The organism is Janthinobacterium lividum (genome assembly GCF_034424625.1).
In the GTDB taxonomy this organism is placed as follows: domain Bacteria; phylum Pseudomonadota; class Gammaproteobacteria; order Burkholderiales; family Burkholderiaceae_D; genus Janthinobacterium; species Janthinobacterium lividum.
Window position 1 is genome coordinate 6,050,794 of the sequence record NZ_CP139976.1, and the last position, 16,977, is coordinate 6,067,770.

Below are 16,977 nucleotides of genomic sequence, written 5' to 3' on the forward strand. Positions count from 1 at the left end.
CCGGCATCGCATGATACTGTACATATGAACAGTATAGTGCGGCTGCCGTGTGCCCGCAAGGGGCGTTCTTGGTGTTGCACGCAGTGTAGCGCAGAAAAAGATTCGTCCATGCGTGCGCCAGCGCTCCCAGCATGGACAAATCCGCTTGCAGGCGGCCTGGCGCGGCGGGACACTGGTTTCACTTTACTGCCAGGAGGCCATATGCATACCCCACCAAGCGAACGCAAGATCAATACCGATGAAAAGGTCAAGAATGACGGCGTCGACCGCCTGCCGCACGAGCGCGACGAGTCCCCCGATGCGCAAAACGCACGCCCGCGCAAAATCATGCAACAGGCGGCCAGCGACCTGGAACAGGGCCTGGTCGATACGGATCGGCGCGCCCAGCCCGGCGTGGAAAAGGTCAAGCCGGCCGAACCGAAACAGGCCCGTCCCGACGCGCAGCTGGAACCAAAGAAGGCGCGCTGAGTCGAACTGTCGTGGGCCGCGCATGCGCCCCCTGTGTGACGCAACGAACGGAAGCGCCAAGCCCTGGCGCGCATGATGGACGCTCGAACCACGCAAGGAGTACATCATGAAAAAAACAGGATCAGCCGTCTGGAGTGGCGGCCTTAAAGATGGCAAAGGGTTTATTTCCACCCAAAGCGGCGCGCTCGACAATGTGGCATATGGCTTCAACACGCGCTTTGAAGACGGTCCCGGCAGCAATCCGGAAGAACTGATCGGCGCTGCCCATGCGGCCTGCTTCACCATGGCCCTGTCCGGCCAACTGGGCGAAGCGGGCTTGCGTGCCACAGCCCTGAAAACCACGGCCGATGTCAGCCTGGAAAAAATCGATGGCAGCTATGCCATCACGGCCGTGCACCTGACCCTGGTGGCCACCGTTCCCGGCGCCACGGAAGAAGCGTTCCAGGATGCGGCCCTGCGCGCCAAGCTCGGCTGCCCCGTGTCCAAGTTGCTGGCCACGGAAATCACGCTGGACGCCCATCTGGAGTAAGCATGTTGCCGTCCGCCGCCCCGGTACTGGCGGGCGGCAGGGGCGGTCTCGGCAAGAAAGCCGTAAAACGCATAAAATCCTGCCATTCCCCTATCATCATCAAGGATTTACGATGCGTATTTTGCACACCATGTTACGGGTCGGCGACCTGCAGCGCTCCATCGATTTTTACACCAAGGTCCTGGGCATGACATTACTGCGCACCAGCGACAATCCGGAATACCAGTACACGCTGGCCTTCGTCGGCTATGGCTCGAATCCCGATCACGCGGAACTGGAACTGACGTATAACTATGGCACCACCAGCTATGAGCTGGGCACGGCCTACGGCCACATCGCCATCTCGGCCGACGACATCGTCGCCGCGTGCGACGCGGCACGCGCAAATGGCGGCAACGTCACGCGCGAACCGGGCCACGTGAAAGGTGGCAACACGGTCATCGCCTTCATCACCGACCCGGACGGCTACAAGATCGAATTGATCGAGCGCAAGTTCGACGGCCAGGGCGGCGGCCTGTAATACCTCAGCCTGGCTCAGCGGCCTGTGCAATGGCCGCGCGCAGCCAGGCGATGCCCGCATCGCCGTCCGTGCGGCGGTGCCGTATCACTTCAAACGCAAACGGCGCGATGGCAAATGGCGCAGCGTACAGCGCCAGCCCTTGCGCCGCGCTGCCCTGCAAGGCGCGGCGCGCCACCGTCAGGATCAAGTCCGTCCCCATCACGACGTCCGGTGCGACCGTCCAGTACGGCACACGCACGGCGATGCGGCGCGTCTGTCCCAGCTGGGCCAGGGCCGCGTCGACTTCGGCCGCCATGCCGCCTTCGCTGGACGCCACCAGCACGTGCGGGCGCGCCAGATAGGTTTCCAGGCTCAGCATTTCACCGGCCGCCAGGCTGGCCGGATCGAGCGCGCACACGAACGTTTCCTCGAATAAGGTTTCTCTATGGAGCTGCTCGGGCAGTTGCGGGAACACACCGAGCGCCAGGTCGATCTCGCCATCCTGCACGCCGGCCACCACGGCCGGGCGGCTGGCATAGCTGATGGCCAGGTCGATGCCGGGCGCTTCCACGCGCAAACGGCGCAACAGGCGGGGCAAGATCATTGCCGCGCCGTAATCCGACATGGCCAGGCGAAACATGCGCTGCGCCGTGGCCGCCTCGAAGACGGCGCCGCCCAGCACGGAACGCACGCTTTGCAGCGCTTCGGCCAGCGGCCGCGCCAACTCTAGCGCGCGCGCCGTCGGCTGGAAGCCGCCCTTGCCGCGCAGCAGCAGCGGGTCGTCGAGCAAGTGGCGCAAGCGGGCCAGCGCATGGCTGACGGCAGGCTGGCTCATGTGCAAGCGCTCGGCCGCGCGCGACAAATGGCGCTCGCTCAGCAGCGCGTCCAGGATCACCAGCAAGTTCAAATCGACGGCGCGCAGATTATTCATTTGGTGCATAGTTTGGTGACAAACTACGAATTGGATTTAATCATCACAGCATAATACGATGTCCCCATCAACTCAACTGTGGGAGTCGCACATGCATGGATGGATTACCGTATTTGCCCCGCTGGCCATGCTGGCCGGCGCCGTCGTCCCCTTCCAGGCGGGCGCGAATGCCGCGCTGGGCCGCAACCTGGGCCACCCGCTGTGGGCCACCCTCGCCTCGCTGGCCGTCAGCGCAGTGCTCGCTTCGCTCGTGATGCTGGTCTGGCGGGTGCCGGCGCCCGATGTCAGCCTCGCCATGCGCGGGCCGGGCTGGTCCTGGCTGGGCGGCGCGGCCGGCGTGTTCTATATTACGGCCGCGCTGATGCTGGCGCCACGCATGGGATCCGGCCCCTTCATGGCGGCCGTCATCGGCGGGCAAATGCTGGCCGCGCTGGCCATCGACCGCTACGGCTTGCTGGGCTTTGCCGTCATGCATATTTCGCCGCTGCACTGGGCCGGTGCGGGGCTGGTGGTGGCCGGCGTGATCGTGACGCAAGTCGCCAATACCCGCACCGTGTGAAAGCACGTCAAGACGAAAAAAAACCAGCGCCGCTGCCGGTGCTGGTTTTATTTGAAGTTGACAGCAAGACCGCGCTTACTTGTCGAGCAAGGCATTCACCGGCATCAAGTCCGTTTCCTTCAGGGTGCCGGCTGCTGCCTTCAGGCGCAAGCCGTTCATGATGGTGTCGTAGCGGGCTTTCGACAGGTCTTTTTGTGTCGAGAACAATTGTTTCTGCGCATTCAAGACGTCGATATTGATGCGCACGCCCACTTGATAGCCGAGCTGGTTCGACTCCAGCGCCGACTTGCTCGACACTTCCGCCGCTTCCAGCGCCTTGACTTGCGCCAGGCCGCTATTAACGCCGAGGAAAGCCTGGCGCGCGCCTTGCGATGCCGTGCGGCGTGCCGTTTCCAGGTCGTTGCGGGCCTTGTTTTCCAGCGCGATCGATTCCCGCACCTTGCTGGTGACGGCAAAGCCGCTGAAGATCGGGATGCTCCACTGCACGCCGATGGCATTGTTGTTATTGCCGCTGCCATTGCCGCCACCGGAAGTGTAGCTATGGCCCGTGTTGGCGATCAGGTCCAGGGTCGGGTAGTGGCCGGCGCGGTTGCGGCCGATGTCGCGCTTGGCCGATTCCACGTTGAACTGGGCCGTGACGACGCCATAGTTCTGCTCTTCGGCGGATGATACCCACGGCTCGACGGCAGCCGGTTCCGGCGCGCTGATGACCACGCCCGTACGCATCGGCGCCAGATTCGTTGGCGCCTCGCCGATGATGGTTTGCAAGGCGCTGCGCTTGTTGGCCAGGTCATTGATGGCGGCAAACTCCTGCGCCACCACCAGATCGTAGGCCGCCTGCGCTTCGTGCGTGTCGGTAATCGTTTGCGTGCCGACTTCGAAGTTGCGCTTGGCCGATGCCAGCTGCTCCGTCGTGGCGACCTTTTGCGCCTGCGTGGCGCCCAGGTTGTCCTGCGCGCTCAGCACGTCGAAATACGCCTGCGCCACGCGGGTGATCAGGTCTTGCTGGACTTGCGCAAATTGCGCTTCAGCAATCGCTTGCGCCAGCTTGCTTTGCTGATAGGTTTCCCAGCGGTCCCAGCGGAACAGCGGCTGCGCCAGGGTCAGGTTGTAGCTGTTCGTGCGCACGTTCACGGATGGCGAAGTGATCTTGTTGCCGCCATTGTTCTGGACGATCTGTTCCTGATTGCCGCGTGTATTGCTGCCCGAGGCGGAGATTTGCGGCAGCAAGCCTGCCAGCCCCTGCGGAACCCGCTCCATCCCGGCCGACAGGGCCGCCCGCGCGCTCGCATACTGCGCGTCATTGGCCAGCGCCTGCTGGTACACCTGGATGAGATCGGCCGCCTGCGCTTGCAGCGAGTATGTCATCGAGACAAAGGCGCTGGTCATCAGCACGGCGATAAGGGGTTTCCGCATTGCATTTCTCCGTTGGAGTCGTCAAAAGTTGATGGAATCAAAAATCTGCTACCGCTTGCCTTGCGCCCGCCGGGTGAGCGGGGTACAGGCCTCCGCAGGCATGCAGGAAAACATGCCTGGGTGCATCTACTGCAAAATAACTTAGTATTTAGGCATCGCGCTATCGACTTGCAGCGCCCAGGCATGCACGCCGCCCGTCAAATTACTGATCTTGCCAAAACCATTGCGCTCCAGGAAGGCCGCCACTTGCATGCTGCGCATGCCGTGATGGCAGATGCAGACGATCTCGGCGTCTTCATCGAGGTCATCGATGCGCGCAGGAATGGAGTTCATCTGCATCAGGGTGGCACCGTCGAGGTGGCACAGGTCGAACTCCCACTGTTCCCGCACATCCAGCAAAAACGGACGCGGGCGGGAAGGGTCAGCCAGCCAGGCGGCCAGCTGCGGTGCACTCAAATGCTCCATCGAATCGGTCGCCTCAGAACTGGAAATGCGACGGTGCCACGGCTTGCAGCGGCGTGACATTGGTTTCAAACAGCTTGCGCGTGTCGTAGGCCTTGTCCGAGCTGCGCGTGATCAGGTGCGCCGACATGATCGGCGCTTCGCCGATGATGGCCAGGATGCGGCCGCCGACTTTTACTTGTTGCAACAGTGCTTCCGGCAACACGGCCAGGGCGCCGGACACGACGATCACGTCATACGGTGCGCCCTTGCTCCAGCCTTGCGCGCCGTCGCCCAGTTCCACGGTGACGTTCGTCACGCCGTTGGCGGCCAGGGTCTGTTCGGCCAGGGTTTTCAATTGGGGAACGATTTCCACGCTCGTCACATGACGCGCCTTGTGCGCCAGCAAAGCCGCCATGTAGCCGCTGCCGGTGCCGATTTCCAGTACATTTTCATGCTTTTTGACGGCTACGTCTTGCAAAATGCGCGCTTCCAGCTTCGGCGTCAACATGCATTCGCCGCCGCCCAGTGGGATTTCGGTATCGACGAAGGCCAGGTTTTTATAGGCGGCCGGCACGAAATCTTCACGCTTGACCACATTCAACAGCTCCAATACGTCGATATCCAGTACGTCCCATGGACGGATCTGCTGTTCGATCATATTGAAGCGGGCTTGTTCGATATTCATCTTTGGACTCGGTAAGTGAAGTAATAATCCGCCATTTTATCGTTGAACTGGCTGAAAGCACATGTTAACCATAAAGACGGGGAATGGAGGAAATTTGCGACGATCTGCAGATTTGAGGGGGCGAACCTTGGAAAAGGGGCAACTGAACGGTAGAGGCAAGCTCAGCATGTCAACTTTTCCCGGGCGCCTCCACCTGCAGACTGCGCAAGCTCATGTCGATAAAGGCATCCATATAGGCGATCGGATCGATGTTCTTGACCTCGCACGGCAGGAAGGAATGCGTCCACATCATCAGCATGGTGACGGGCGCGCTGAGGATGGTACTGACCAGCACGGGATCGACCTGGCGGAATTCGCCCCGCTGCATGCCCCGTTCCAGCAGGCTGACGATCAGCCCATTGCCGCGCGTAACGACTTCTTCGTTGTAAAACTGCGCCAGTTCCGGGAAATTGTTCGCTTCGGCCAGCATCAGCTTGGTCAAACCGGCCAGCTTGGTGGCGCCGAACTCTTCCCACCACTGCATCATCACCTTGCGCAACAACTCGGCACTGCTGCTGTCCGAGGCGGCCATGCTGTCTTCCGCCTCGCCGATCGACTGCACAATATTGTCGCGCACCACGGCCTTGAACAGCTCTTGCTTATTCTCAAAGTACAGGTACAGCGTGCCTTTCGACACGCCGGCCCGCTTGGCCACATCCTCCAGGCGCGTCGATGCGAAGCCCCGTTCGACAAACAGGTCGAGGGCGGCGGCGAGCAGTTCCTGCGGGCGGGCATCCTTGCGCCGCTCCCAGCGGGGCTTGGTATCAATCGGGGCTTGCATGTGTCTTTCCAAGTAACTTACTTTTGAGTCATTAATGGTAGACCGGTCTACCGTCAAGGTCAAGCGCTGGCCGTACCACCACGCAAGACACTTGGCCAGGCTGCCAACTCCCCGTATTGTACCCTCCGCGCCAGGGTCGGCGGCACCGCCCTTTGCCACCCTGACCTTCGGTAACGGGTGAGCCAGAATGCGTTTCAGCCCCCATTTTGCGCAGTTCATCGCATTTCCCTTCAAGCCACCGTGCCGCCTTGCTATCTTCTCATCGACAGCACGGCAGCCGCGGCGCGGCAGCCGGCTTTTTTCTTGTCCTGAACTAAAACAATCATAAAGGAAACACCATGCGTACCTTGCTGGCCCTGTGCTGTGCCGTTGTCCTCGGCGGTTGCGCCATCGTCATCAACCCCAACGACGGCGAAGTGCGCTATGCCGAATCGGGCGGCAATGCCATCCAGGGCAACGGGCAAGCAAGCCGCGACGTGCGCCAGGTCGGCAACATCACCGCGCTCGACATCGACAACATGAAGCGCATCGATATCAAGATCGACGTGCGCGTCGGCCCGGCGGCATCGCTGGTGATCGAAGCGGACAACAATCTGCAACCGTTGATCCACAGCGACGTGAACGGCAACACCCTGCGCATCTGGAGCGATACGAACATTCGCAGCAGCAATGGTATCCACGTCATCTATACGACGCCACAATTAAAGAAGATCAACATCTCCGGCTCGGGCCGCCTGGTGGTCAGTGGCCTGAATGGCGACGATTTCAGCCTGGAGCAGCGCGGTTCGATGAAAAGCGAACTGTCGGGTAGCGTGGGACGCTTCGACGTGGCCAACAATGGTTCCGGCAACATCAACGCGGCGGCCCTCGCCAGCGGCAACACGGACGCGGTGCAGAACGGCTCGGGCAGCATCCAGCTGGGCAACGTGCGCGGCGAACGCATCAACGTGGCCGTCAATGGCTCGGGCAGCATCAGCGCCAGCGGCACCGTGCAGCGTCTCGATGCCAACGTGAATGGCTCGGGCGATATCAACCTGGCGTCGCTGCGCAGCGACGTTGCCTATCTGGCGAGCAACGGTTCCGGCGACATCGACGTCACCGTCCAGCATGAAGTCAATGCCCGCGCCAGCGGTTCCGGCCGCATCACCGTGCATGGCGATCCTGCCCGCCGCACCCTGTCGGGCAAGCGCGTCAGCATCGTGCGTTAAAAGAGTCCCCGGCAACGCATGGGAGCCGGCTTGCTATACTGTCGGCTCCTCACCCGCCCGTCTGAAATCCCATGTCACCATCTGCCACCCTGGCATGCCGCCCCTCGTGTGGCGCCTGCTGCACCGCACCGTCCATCACCAGCCCGATTCCCGGCATGCCGGATGGAAAACCGGCGGGCGTGCGCTGCATCCAGCTGGCTGACGACAACCGTTGCAATATTTTTGGCAAGCCGGAGCGGCCCGCCTTTTGCGGCGGCTTGCAGCCATCGGCAGACATGTGCGGCAGCAGCCGCGAACATGCCATCCGCTGGCTGGCCGAGCTGGAACAGGCAACAGCGCCGCACAACCGATAGAGGCATAGGCCCCCAGTAACTACGTTTTCACGCTACTCCGACCTGCATACGCGGCAAAAATGTACGGCTTTGCAGCATCCAGTTCCGCGAGCGTGCTGATGTTGATCTCCAGATTACCCGTCCCCCAATGCCCGATGGCGCTCACGTCGCGCGCTTTTGGCAGGACGTGCAAGACGGGCGCCGGGTCGATGTGCAAATAGAGCACGAGGCAATTCTTCTTGTGTATCACCACCGTCGCAAAGTTTTTCAGCCGTTTGAAAGCCAAGTACAGGCGCAGCTCCTTACGCTCAACGTCATCCCCCAACGACATCGTGTAATCCTCTAGCGAGGCCAGCAACTGACGCATGGACTCCGACAGACCTGCCAGGATTTCTACAAATGCCCTGTCTGGTCCCGTCGGCTTGGGCGTGCCCCCATCTGCGGGCCCAGCCGCCATTGTTTCCAAGCTGGCTGGCACCGATGTCTGGCGCTTGGCGGGGCCTTTCTTTGTTGCCGGATCCATGCCGGCGCTTGCGGATTCAAGAAGAAGCAGATCCTCTGCAAATCGGCGATAGCGAATAAGTTCGATCGTCCGGCCTATTTGCTGGACGGCATGGCTATCAAACTTGGTAAAGTCGGCCGCAATGCAAATCACCCGCGGCGCGCTCCAATCGATGACCTCCGATGCCAGCTTGCCTAGCTTGTCGAGGACCAGCAGTTTAAAGTCTGCCTGATGGTCCATCAGCCAATCCAGGTAGTACAAACCTTGATTGATCACATTTTCGCCAACCGACCGTTTATATTCAAGAATGACCGGGCAATTGTTCTCATCCAATCCAAGGGAATCGATGCGACCAGCATGCGTCTTTCCGGTCGAATACTCGCTCGCCAGAAAACGGATGCTTAGCAAAGTATCGAGGTTTGCCTCAATCAAGGTTTGCAATGGTTTTTCCAGGTCCGATGCGCTACCTTGCAGTTCCTGGGCTTGGCCATGGGCCAACTTGAAAAGTTTAATGTCGCTCATCCGCCTGTTTCCCTTATTCCTCGGCAAGCAAACACCAAGGTGCATCACGATATCGGCGATGAGCATAAACGTAAATTTATCTTTCTTGCAAATTCATTTGTGACAGGACTGCCGTGGGCAGTCCCTGCCTGCTCCTATCCTGAGCACGATGCCTGCAGCAAGTAAACGTTGACGCACTTTGCACGTTTGCGTATATTCATGCACATTCCTGCACGTTTCAATATACCCCATGTCCGCCACCCTGCTCCTCAAACAACGCCACGCACTGATCCAGCAACAATTGCACGCCGATGGCCGCGTGCTGGCGCTGGATCTGGCCCGCCAGCTCGATGTTTCCGAAGATACGATACGGCGCGACTTGCGCGAGATGGCGGCGGCCGGCCTGTGCCAGCGCGTGTATGGCGGCGCCCTGCCGCTGGCGCCCGATGGCGGCACCTTGAGCCAGCGCAAGCAGGAAGCGCCCGAGCGCAAGGCGCGCCTGGCGCAGGCCGCCGTGTCCCTCGTGCGCGCGGGCCAGGTGCTGTTTCTCGATGCGGGCTCGACCAACCTGGCCATCGCCAGCGCGTTGCCAGAGTTGGCGCTCACTGTCGTCACCAATGCGCCAGCCATTGCCATGGCCCTGATGGAACGCCCGGAAATCGAACTCATCATGGCTGGCGGCAGGGTCGACCGCCGCGCCGGCGCCAGCCTGGGGCCACAGGCCTTGCGCACCGTCGAGCGCATGCATCCCGACCTGTGTTTCCTCGGCGCTTGCGGCGCGGACGCGGACGCGGGCGTGACGGCGTTCAACTACGACGAGGCCGAGTTCAAGCGCAGCATTGCCGGCGCCAGCAAGGCGGTGGTGGTGGCCGTCACCAGCGACAAGCTGGGCACCGCCGCGCCCTTCGGCGTGCTGGCCACGGGCTTGCTGCAGCACCTGGTGCTGGAAGCCGATGCCGACGCTTCCCACGTGGCCGCCTTTGAACGGCTGGGCGTGCAAGTGCTGCGCGCCCGCGCCTGATTTTATCCACCCCGACCTTTGAAAAGTTCCATCATGCATCTCACCGGCACCCTGCAACAACGCGCCACGCGCCTGGTCTTCTTCGCCGCCGGCCTCGGCATGGCCGCCTGGGCCCCGCTGGTTCCCTACGCCAAGTCGCGCCTGGGCCTCGATGAAGCCACCCTCGGCATTTTGCTGCTGTGCCTGGGCGCCGGTTCGCTGTGCGCGATGCCGTTTACAGGCATGCTCACCAGCCGCTTTGGCTGCCGCAAGGTCATCGTCGGCGCCGGCCTGCTGCTGACCGCCGTGCTGCCCGGCCTGGCGCTGGCGGCCACGCCGCTGCAGCTGGGCCTGGTGCTGCTGGTATTCGGCGCGGCCATGGGCACGTTTGACGTGGCCATCAACATCCAGGCCGTGATCATCGAAAAAGCCAACGGGGGCGCCATGATGTCGGGCTTTCATGCCCTGTTCAGCGTGGGCGGCTTCGCCGGCGCGGCCTGCATGGCCCTGCTGCTGTGGCTGGGCCTGACACCGGCCTGGTCCTGCGTGGTGGTGATGCTGCTGCTGTGCGGCGTGCTGGGCGCGGCGCAAGGCCATCTGCTGCCGACGGCGTCCGCCTCCGGCGAAAAGACGCCGCTGTTCGTCATGCCGCATGGCGCCGTCATTTTCATCGGCTTGCTGTGCTTTATCGTCTTCCTGGCCGAAGGCGCCATCCTCGACTGGAGCGCCCTGTTCCTCACCACCACGCGCGGCGTGGAAGAAGCCAAGGGCGGCCTCGGCTACGCCGCCTTCGCCATCGCCATGACGGTGGGCCGGTTTACGGGCGACAAGGTGGTCAGCCGCTTTGGCGGCAAGCAGGTGCTTACTTTCGGCGGCTTGTGCGCAGCGGCAGGCTTCTTCCTGGCCGTGCTGGCGCCGCACGCCGGCCTGGCCATGCTCGGCTTCGTGCTGATCGGCCTGGGCGCGGCGAACATCGTGCCCATCCTGTTCACGGCAGCCGGCCAGCAGCACGCCATGCCGGCCAGCCTGGCGGTGGCGGCCATCACCACCATCGGCTACGCGGGCATCCTGGCCGGCCCGGCCGTCATCGGTTTCGTGGCGCACGCCACCAGCCTGAATATCGCCTTCGCCATGCTGGGCGCCGCCCTGCTGCTGGTGGCGGCCAGCGCGCGCCTGGTGGCGCCGGCAAAACAGGCTGCCTGAACCCTCCCCTTGCCTGGCGGGCGGCGGCAAAAAACCGCTGCCCGCCAGCGCCCAAATCGGCTCGACGGGCCTCCGGCATGGTAAGCTTCGACCCCGCGCACATTGCTGGCGCCACGCGGTCACCCCATCCTGCCACTTATACCCGTTTATACATCTATGGATCTCATTCTTGCGTTAAAAGCCATCATCATGGGGCTGGTCGAAGGTTTTACCGAATTCTTGCCGATTTCGTCCACGGGACATCTGATCCTGGCCGGCAGCCTGCTCGACTTTACCAAGGATGTATCGAAAGAAGTCATGGATGTCTTCGAGATCGCCATCCAGGCCGGCGCCATCCTGGCCGTGTGCTGGGAATACCGCCAGCGCATCGGCAACGTGCTGACCACCTTCGGCAGCGAAGCGAGGTCGCGCAAGTTCGTGCTGAACGTGGCCATCGCCTTCCTGCCCCTGGCCATCATCGGCCTGGCCATCGGCAAGATGATCAAGCACGCGCTGTTCAAGCCAGTACCGGTCGCCATGGCCTTCATCATCGGCGGCATCGTGATTTTGCTGGTGGAGCGCCGCGCGCGCACCAATCCCGTCACCGTGCGCGTCAACTCGGTCGATGAAATGACGCCGTTCGACGCCTTGAAAGTGGGCTGCGCGCAGGCGTTCGCGCTGATCCCCGGCACCAGCCGTTCCGGCTCGACCATCATCGGCGGCATGCTGCTGGGCTTGTCGCGCAAGACGGCCACCGAATTCTCGTTCTTCCTGGCCATCCCGACCCTGCTGGCGGCCACCTTCTACTCGCTGTATAAAGCGCGCGACATCCTGTCGGCCACCGACGTGCCCCTGTTCGGCCTGGGCACCGTGTCCGCCTTCATCTCCGCCTTCCTATGCGTGCGCTGGCTGCTGCGCTATATCAGCTCGCACGACTTCACGTTTTTTGCCTGGTACCGCATTGTGTTCGGCTTGCTGGTGTTGGCCAGCGCCCACTACGGCTGGGTTGTTTGGGCAGAATAAGGCACTATGAATCAAGATCTTAATCAGCGCGCGCTGCACCTGCTGCAAACCGTTTTCGGCTACCCGGCCTTCCGCGGCCAGCAAGCCGACATCGTCGACCACGTCAGCCACGGCGGCGACGCGCTGGTACTGATGCCCACCGGCGGCGGCAAGTCGCTGTGCTACCAGATTCCCGCCCTGCTGCGCGACGGCGTCGGCGTCGTCGTCTCGCCGCTGATCGCGCTGATGCAGGACCAGGTGGATGCTTTGGCCGAAGTCGGCGTGCGCGCCGCCTTCCTCAATTCCACGCAAACCTACGAAGAAGCGAGCCGCATCGAGCGCCTGGTGCGCACGGGCGGCATCGACGTCGTCTACGTGGCGCCCGAGCGCCTGATGACGCAGCGCTGCCTGGACCTGTTCCAGGCCTCGAAGATCTCCCTGTTCGCCATCGACGAGGCGCATTGCGTGGCCCAGTGGGGCCACGACTTCCGCCCCGAATACATCAAGCTGTCGGTGCTGCACGAGCAGTTCCCGGACGTGCCGCGCATTGCGCTCACGGCCACCGCCGACCCGCAGACGCGCGCCGAAATCGCCCTGCGTTTGCAGCTGGAAGACGCGCGCCAGTTCGTCTCGTCCTTCGACCGCCCGAACATCCGCTACCAGATCGTGGAAAAGGCGAATGGCCGCAAGCAGCTGCTCGACTTCATCAACACGGAACACGCGGGCGACTGCGGCATCGTCTACTGCCTGTCGCGCAAGAAAGTCGAGGAAACGGCGGAATTTCTGAACCAGAGCGGCATCCGCGCCCTGCCCTATCATGCGGGCATGGAGTACGCCAAGCGCAGCGCCAACCAGGCGCGCTTCCTGCGCGAAGAAAATATCGTCATGGTCGCCACCATCGCCTTCGGCATGGGCATCGACAAGCCCGACGTGCGCTTCGTGGCGCATCTGGATCTGCCGAAAAGCATCGAGGGCTATTACCAGGAAACGGGGCGCGCGGGCCGCGACGGCATGGCCGCCAACGCCTGGATGGCGTACGGCTTGCAGGACGTCGTGCTGCAGCGGCGCATGATCGACGAATCGGAAGCGGACGACACCTTCAAGCGCGTGCTGGGCGTGAAACTCGACGCCATGCTGGGCCTGTGCGAAACGCTGAGCTGCCGCCGCATGCGCCTGCTCGAATACTTCGGCGAACCGGCTTCGCCGTGCGGCAATTGCGACACGTGTCTGGTGCCGCCCGTGTCCTTCGACGGCACGGTGCCTGTGCAAAAACTGCTGTCGGCCATCTACCGCGTCGACCAGCGCTTCGCCGGCGGGCACGTGATCGACGTGCTGCGCGGCGTGGAATCGGAACGCATCAAGACCTGGCACCACGATTCGCTGTCCGTCTTCGGCATCGGCTCGGACCTGGGCGAGGCGGAGTGGAAAGCTATCCTGCGCCAGGCCATTGCGCTGGGCCTCGTCTCGGTCGACCATGAACAATACAGCTCGCTGAAACTGACGGACGCCTCGCGCCCCGTGCTCAAGGGCGGCCAGAAGGTGCAGCTGCGCCAGTACCAGAAACCGGTGAAGACCAGCAAGCGCAGCACCAGCGTGGCGAAGGGTTATGTCGAGACGGACCTGTCCACCAGCGAACAGGCGATTTTCGACAAGCTGCGCTGGTGGCGCGTGGAGACGGCGCGCACGCACAACGTGCCAGCCTACGTCATTTTTGTCGATGCCACCCTGCGCGAAATCGCCAAGGCCAAGCCCACCTCGCTGGAACAGATGCGCGGCGTGAGCGGCGTGGGCGAGAAAAAACTGGCCTCGTATGGCGACGAAATCGTCGCCATGATCCTGGAGATGATTTGATGCAAGATTTGATGGAAGCACTCTCGTCCGACCTGATCTATCAGGCCGTGAAAATTCTCGGCGCCCAGCCCGACGCCGAAGACGCGGTGGAAGCGCAAGTACGGTTACTGGTGCAGGACGATCTCACCGTGCGCCGCCTGGCCGACGTGGTGCCGGAAGCCTTTGGCCTGGTGCTGGCGTCGCACCTGCCCGGCGCCGAAAACATGACCCTGCCCGATACCTTCTGCGCCCAGGACGAGGATGGCGAGTGGGTGGAGTTTCCCTTGCGCCGCGAGCCTATCTTTGTCGTCGCCGCGAATATCGCCCAGCACACCTTCCACAACGGCCCGCGCGCGCTGATACAAAACCTGGCCAGCCGCAGCTCCTTGCTGTCGGCCATCAACAAGGGCTTGAACGCGGGCGGCTCGCTCGATGGCACGACCCTGGGCCCGCCGTCCTTCTTCGGCCTGCCCGCCGCCCTCTACCAGCCGGCGGCATCGCCCGATACGCCCTGACCACCACACTTTGCCCTTGTCCTTGATAAGAGAACGCTGCCGCGATGGAAACCAAATGGCTGGAAGACTTCATCTCGCTCGCTGAAACGCATAATTTCAGCCGTTCCGCGGCCCTGCGCCACGTCACCCAACCGGCCTTTTCGCGGCGCATCCAGTCGCTGGAAAACTGGCTCGGCATCGACCTGGTCGACCGCACCTCGTATCCCACGCGACTGACGCCGGCCGGCGCCGTATTCTACGAGCAGGCGCTGGAAATGCTGGGGCAAATCAACGGCGTGCGCGCCCTGTTGCGCGGCAAGCGCGCGGCCACGCAGACGAGCGTCGATTTCGCCGTGCCGCATACCCTGTCGCTGACCTTCATGCCGAAATGGCTGACGGCGCTGGAAGAAGGTTTTGCGCCAATCAACAGCCGCCTGATGGCGCTGAACGTGCACGACGCCGTGCTGCAGCTGGTCGATGGCGGCTGCGACCTGCTGCTGTGCTATCACCATCCGCGCCAGCCGGTGCAACTGGATCCGGGCCGCTACGACATGCTGGTGATGGGCCGCGAAACCCTGCGCGCGTATGCGCGCTGCGGCCAGGACAAGGTGCCTGACTTCGTCCTGCCCGGCAGCGCCAAGGAGCCGCTGCCCTTCCTCTCCTACACCAGCAACGCCTATCTGGGACGCATGGTGGAATTGCTGGTGGCAGACGCCAAGGCGCCCCTGTTCCTGGAAACCTGCTATGAAACGGACATGGCCGAAGGCTTGAAAATGATGGCGCTGGAAGGCCGCGGCATCGCCTTCCTGCCCGAATCGGCCGTCATGCGCGACGTCAAATACAAACACCTGGCGCGCGCCGACGGCGGCGCGCCAGGCTGGGAAATCGAGCTGGAAATCCGCTTGTACCGCGAACGCCCATCGAGCCTGCGTCCCGGCAAGCAGATCGTCGAAAGCCTGTGGCAATACTTGGTGCAGGCGCAGGACGGCAAGGCGCGCGGCAGCAAGCGCCGCAAACGCGCCACCGAGGCCACCCAGTCCTGACTGGCAATCCTGGCAACACAACTATGCAATAAATGCATAACCGGATGCGCACAAAGCATTGGCCGGGGCATGAGGCTATCGCCTACGATGCGGTTCCGCTGCGCGCAGCTGCATATCGGCTGTGCCTCTAACGTATTCGTATTGTCCAGGAGCTTATCAAGCATGACCAGCAAGCACGCACTTCCTTCCTACCTGAATCCTGAAGACCTTGGCCCATGGGGCGTCTACCTCGAGCAGATCGACCGCGTTACGCCGTACCTGGGCAACCTGTCGCGCTGGGTGGAAACGCTGAAACGTCCAAAGCGCATCCTGACGGTCGACGTGCCTATCGAGCGCGATGACGGCACCATTGCCCACTACGAAGGCTACCGCGTGCAGCACAATCTGTCGCGCGGTCCAGGCAAGGGCGGCGTGCGCTTCCACCAGGATGTGACCCTGTCGGAAGTGATGGCCCTGTCGGCCTGGATGACGGTCAAGAATGCAGCGGTCAACGTGCCATACGGCGGCGCCAAGGGCGGTATCCGTGTCGATCCGAAGACCCTGTCGCGCAACGAACTGCAACGCCTGACCCGCCGCTACACGAGCGAGATCAGCATGATCATCGGACCAAACAAGGATATCCCGGCGCCGGACGTCAACACGAATGAACAAGTCATGGCGTGGATGATGGACAGCTACGCCATGATCGGCGGCAATATGTCGACCGGCGTGGTGACGGGCAAGCCAATTTCGCTGGGCGGCAGCCTGGGCCGCCGCGATGCGACGGGCCGCGGCGTCTTCGTCGTCGGTTGCGATGCGGCCGCCAAGGTCGGCATGTCGCTCGAAGGCGCGAAAGTCATCGTGCAAGGTTTCGGCAACGTGGGCGGCGTCGCTGCACGCATGTTCGCTGAAGCCGGCTCGAAAGTGGTCGCGGTACAAGACCACAAGACCACCGTGGTGCATGCCGGCGGCTTGAACATCCCACAATTGCTGGCACACGTGGCCGAAGTGGGCAGCGTCGAAGGCTTCCCGGGCGCCGAGGCATTCGTGCCGCGCGAAGATTTCTGGGGCATCGATTGCGACATCCTGATCCCGGCCGCGCTGGAACAGCAGATCACGGCTGAACGCGCACAAGTCATCCGCGCCAAGATCATCCTGGAAGGCGCCAACGGCCCGACCCTGCCGGCAGCGGACGACATCCTGACCGACCGCGGCGTGCTGATCGTGCCGGACGTACTGGCCAACGCCGGCGGCGTAACCGTCAGCTACTTCGAGTGGGCACAGAACTTCTCGAGCTTCTTCTGGACGGAAGAAGAAATCAACAGTCGCCTGACCCGCATCATGCGCGAAGCGTTCGACGCGGTATGGCAAGTGTCGCAAGAGAAGAAAGTGTCGATGCGTACCGCCACCTTCATCCTGGCATGCACACGCGTCCTGCAAGCTCGCGAAGTGCGCGGCCTGTATCCTTAATGGCTGCCTGAGAAAATGCCTGGGGCGTTGTTGCTTCGCCTAGCCCCGGGCATTTTTCAGGCGCCATTCGGTTGATGGCGCTC

Annotated in this window: 19 protein-coding genes; 13 read left to right on the top strand and 6 right to left on the bottom strand. The window is 62.5% G+C overall.

Features of this window, described 5'->3' with window-relative positions:
- Positions 1-201: 201 nt before the first annotated feature.
- The 3 genes from U0004_RS27330 (at position 202) to gloA (ending at position 1,517) form a co-directional block, all read left to right on the top strand.
- The gene (locus U0004_RS27330; RefSeq protein ID WP_034788743.1) at positions 202-468 is read left to right on the top strand and encodes a hypothetical protein; all 267 of its coding nucleotides are present in this window, start codon (positions 202-204) and stop codon (positions 466-468) included.
- A gap of 106 nt (positions 469-574) precedes the next feature.
- On the top strand, positions 575-997 hold the full coding sequence (locus tag U0004_RS27335; RefSeq protein WP_070254681.1) for an OsmC family protein: 423 nt from the start codon (positions 575-577) through the stop codon (positions 995-997).
- Between the two features lie 112 nt (positions 998-1,109).
- Positions 1,110-1,517 (top strand): lactoylglutathione lyase, encoded by a 408-nt coding sequence (gloA, locus tag U0004_RS27340; RefSeq protein WP_071653647.1) that lies wholly within the window; start codon positions 1,110-1,112, stop codon positions 1,515-1,517.
- Between the two features lie 4 nt (positions 1,518-1,521).
- Here the strand turns inward: gloA and U0004_RS27345 are convergent, their stop codons facing one another.
- Complete coding sequence (locus U0004_RS27345; RefSeq protein WP_070254682.1) at positions 1,522-2,427, bottom strand: LysR substrate-binding domain-containing protein; 906 nt, start codon at positions 2,425-2,427, stop codon at positions 1,522-1,524.
- A gap of 58 nt (positions 2,428-2,485) precedes the next feature.
- On the opposite strand from U0004_RS27345, the gene U0004_RS27350 reads away from it, so the two are divergent.
- Complete coding sequence (locus tag U0004_RS27350) at positions 2,486-2,986, top strand: DMT family transporter (RefSeq protein ID WP_231958490.1); 501 nt, start codon at positions 2,486-2,488, stop codon at positions 2,984-2,986.
- Positions 2,987-3,061: 75 nt separating this feature from the next.
- On the opposite strand, the gene U0004_RS27355 is transcribed toward U0004_RS27350, so the two are convergent.
- The 4 genes from U0004_RS27355 to U0004_RS27370 all read right to left on the bottom strand — a co-directional run bounded on the left by U0004_RS27355 (position 3,062) and on the right by U0004_RS27370 (position 6,351).
- Positions 3,062-4,402 (bottom strand): TolC family outer membrane protein, encoded by a 1,341-nt coding sequence (locus tag U0004_RS27355; protein WP_070254684.1) that lies wholly within the window; start codon positions 4,400-4,402, stop codon positions 3,062-3,064.
- A gap of 141 nt (positions 4,403-4,543) precedes the next feature.
- On the bottom strand, positions 4,544-4,867 hold the full coding sequence (locus tag U0004_RS27360) for a rhodanese-like domain-containing protein (protein WP_034788759.1): 324 nt from the start codon (positions 4,865-4,867) through the stop codon (positions 4,544-4,546).
- 13 nt (positions 4,868-4,880) lie between these two features.
- Positions 4,881-5,531, bottom strand: coding sequence for a protein-L-isoaspartate O-methyltransferase family protein (locus U0004_RS27365; protein ID WP_034788761.1), 651 nt, complete (start codon positions 5,529-5,531; stop codon positions 4,881-4,883).
- A 169-nt stretch (positions 5,532-5,700) separates the two neighbouring features.
- Positions 5,701-6,351, bottom strand: coding sequence for a TetR/AcrR family transcriptional regulator (locus U0004_RS27370; RefSeq protein ID WP_034788763.1), 651 nt, complete (start codon positions 6,349-6,351; stop codon positions 5,701-5,703).
- Positions 6,352-6,689: 338 nt separating this feature from the next.
- On the opposite strand from U0004_RS27370, the gene U0004_RS27375 reads away from it, so the two are divergent.
- A complete protein-coding gene (locus U0004_RS27375) occupies positions 6,690-7,559 on the top strand; it encodes a head GIN domain-containing protein (protein WP_070254685.1) in 870 nt (289 codons plus the stop codon).
- Positions 7,560-7,630: 71 nt separating this feature from the next.
- On the top strand, positions 7,631-7,912 hold the full coding sequence (locus U0004_RS27380; protein ID WP_070254686.1) for a YkgJ family cysteine cluster protein: 282 nt from the start codon (positions 7,631-7,633) through the stop codon (positions 7,910-7,912).
- Between the two features lie 19 nt (positions 7,913-7,931).
- Here U0004_RS27380 and U0004_RS27385 read toward each other — a convergent pair whose 3' ends face one another.
- A complete protein-coding gene (locus U0004_RS27385) occupies positions 7,932-8,915 on the bottom strand; it encodes a DUF5655 domain-containing protein (protein WP_070254861.1) in 984 nt (327 codons plus the stop codon).
- Between the two features lie 229 nt (positions 8,916-9,144).
- Here U0004_RS27385 and U0004_RS27390 point away from each other — a divergent pair, with 229 nt between their 5' ends.
- The 7 genes from U0004_RS27390 (at position 9,145) to U0004_RS27420 (ending at position 16,894) form a co-directional block, all read left to right on the top strand.
- On the top strand, positions 9,145-9,915 hold the full coding sequence (locus U0004_RS27390) for a DeoR/GlpR family DNA-binding transcription regulator (RefSeq protein WP_070254687.1): 771 nt from the start codon (positions 9,145-9,147) through the stop codon (positions 9,913-9,915).
- 33 nt (positions 9,916-9,948) lie between these two features.
- Positions 9,949-11,097 carry an MFS transporter gene (locus tag U0004_RS27395; RefSeq protein WP_070254688.1) on the top strand — a complete coding sequence of 383 codons (1,149 nt, stop codon included), beginning with the start codon at positions 9,949-9,951 and terminating at the stop codon, positions 11,095-11,097.
- A 156-nt stretch (positions 11,098-11,253) separates the two neighbouring features.
- Entirely contained in the window at positions 11,254-12,099 is an 846-nt protein-coding gene (locus U0004_RS27400; RefSeq protein WP_070254689.1) for an undecaprenyl-diphosphate phosphatase, read from the top strand.
- A 6-nt stretch (positions 12,100-12,105) separates the two neighbouring features.
- Positions 12,106-13,929, top strand: a complete 1,824-nt coding sequence (gene recQ, locus U0004_RS27405) for a DNA helicase RecQ (protein ID WP_070254690.1) — start codon at positions 12,106-12,108, stop codon at positions 13,927-13,929.
- Complete coding sequence (locus tag U0004_RS27410; RefSeq protein WP_070254691.1) at positions 13,929-14,423, top strand: hypothetical protein; 495 nt, start codon at positions 13,929-13,931, stop codon at positions 14,421-14,423. The genes recQ and U0004_RS27410 overlap by 1 nt, the downstream gene beginning before the upstream one ends.
- 44 nt (positions 14,424-14,467) lie before the next feature.
- Positions 14,468-15,445, top strand: a complete 978-nt coding sequence (locus U0004_RS27415; RefSeq protein ID WP_070254692.1) for a LysR family transcriptional regulator — start codon at positions 14,468-14,470, stop codon at positions 15,443-15,445.
- Positions 15,446-15,607: 162 nt separating this feature from the next.
- Entirely contained in the window at positions 15,608-16,894 is a 1,287-nt protein-coding gene (locus U0004_RS27420; protein ID WP_034785857.1) for a Glu/Leu/Phe/Val family dehydrogenase, read from the top strand.
- The last annotated feature ends 83 nt before the right edge of the window (positions 16,895-16,977 follow it).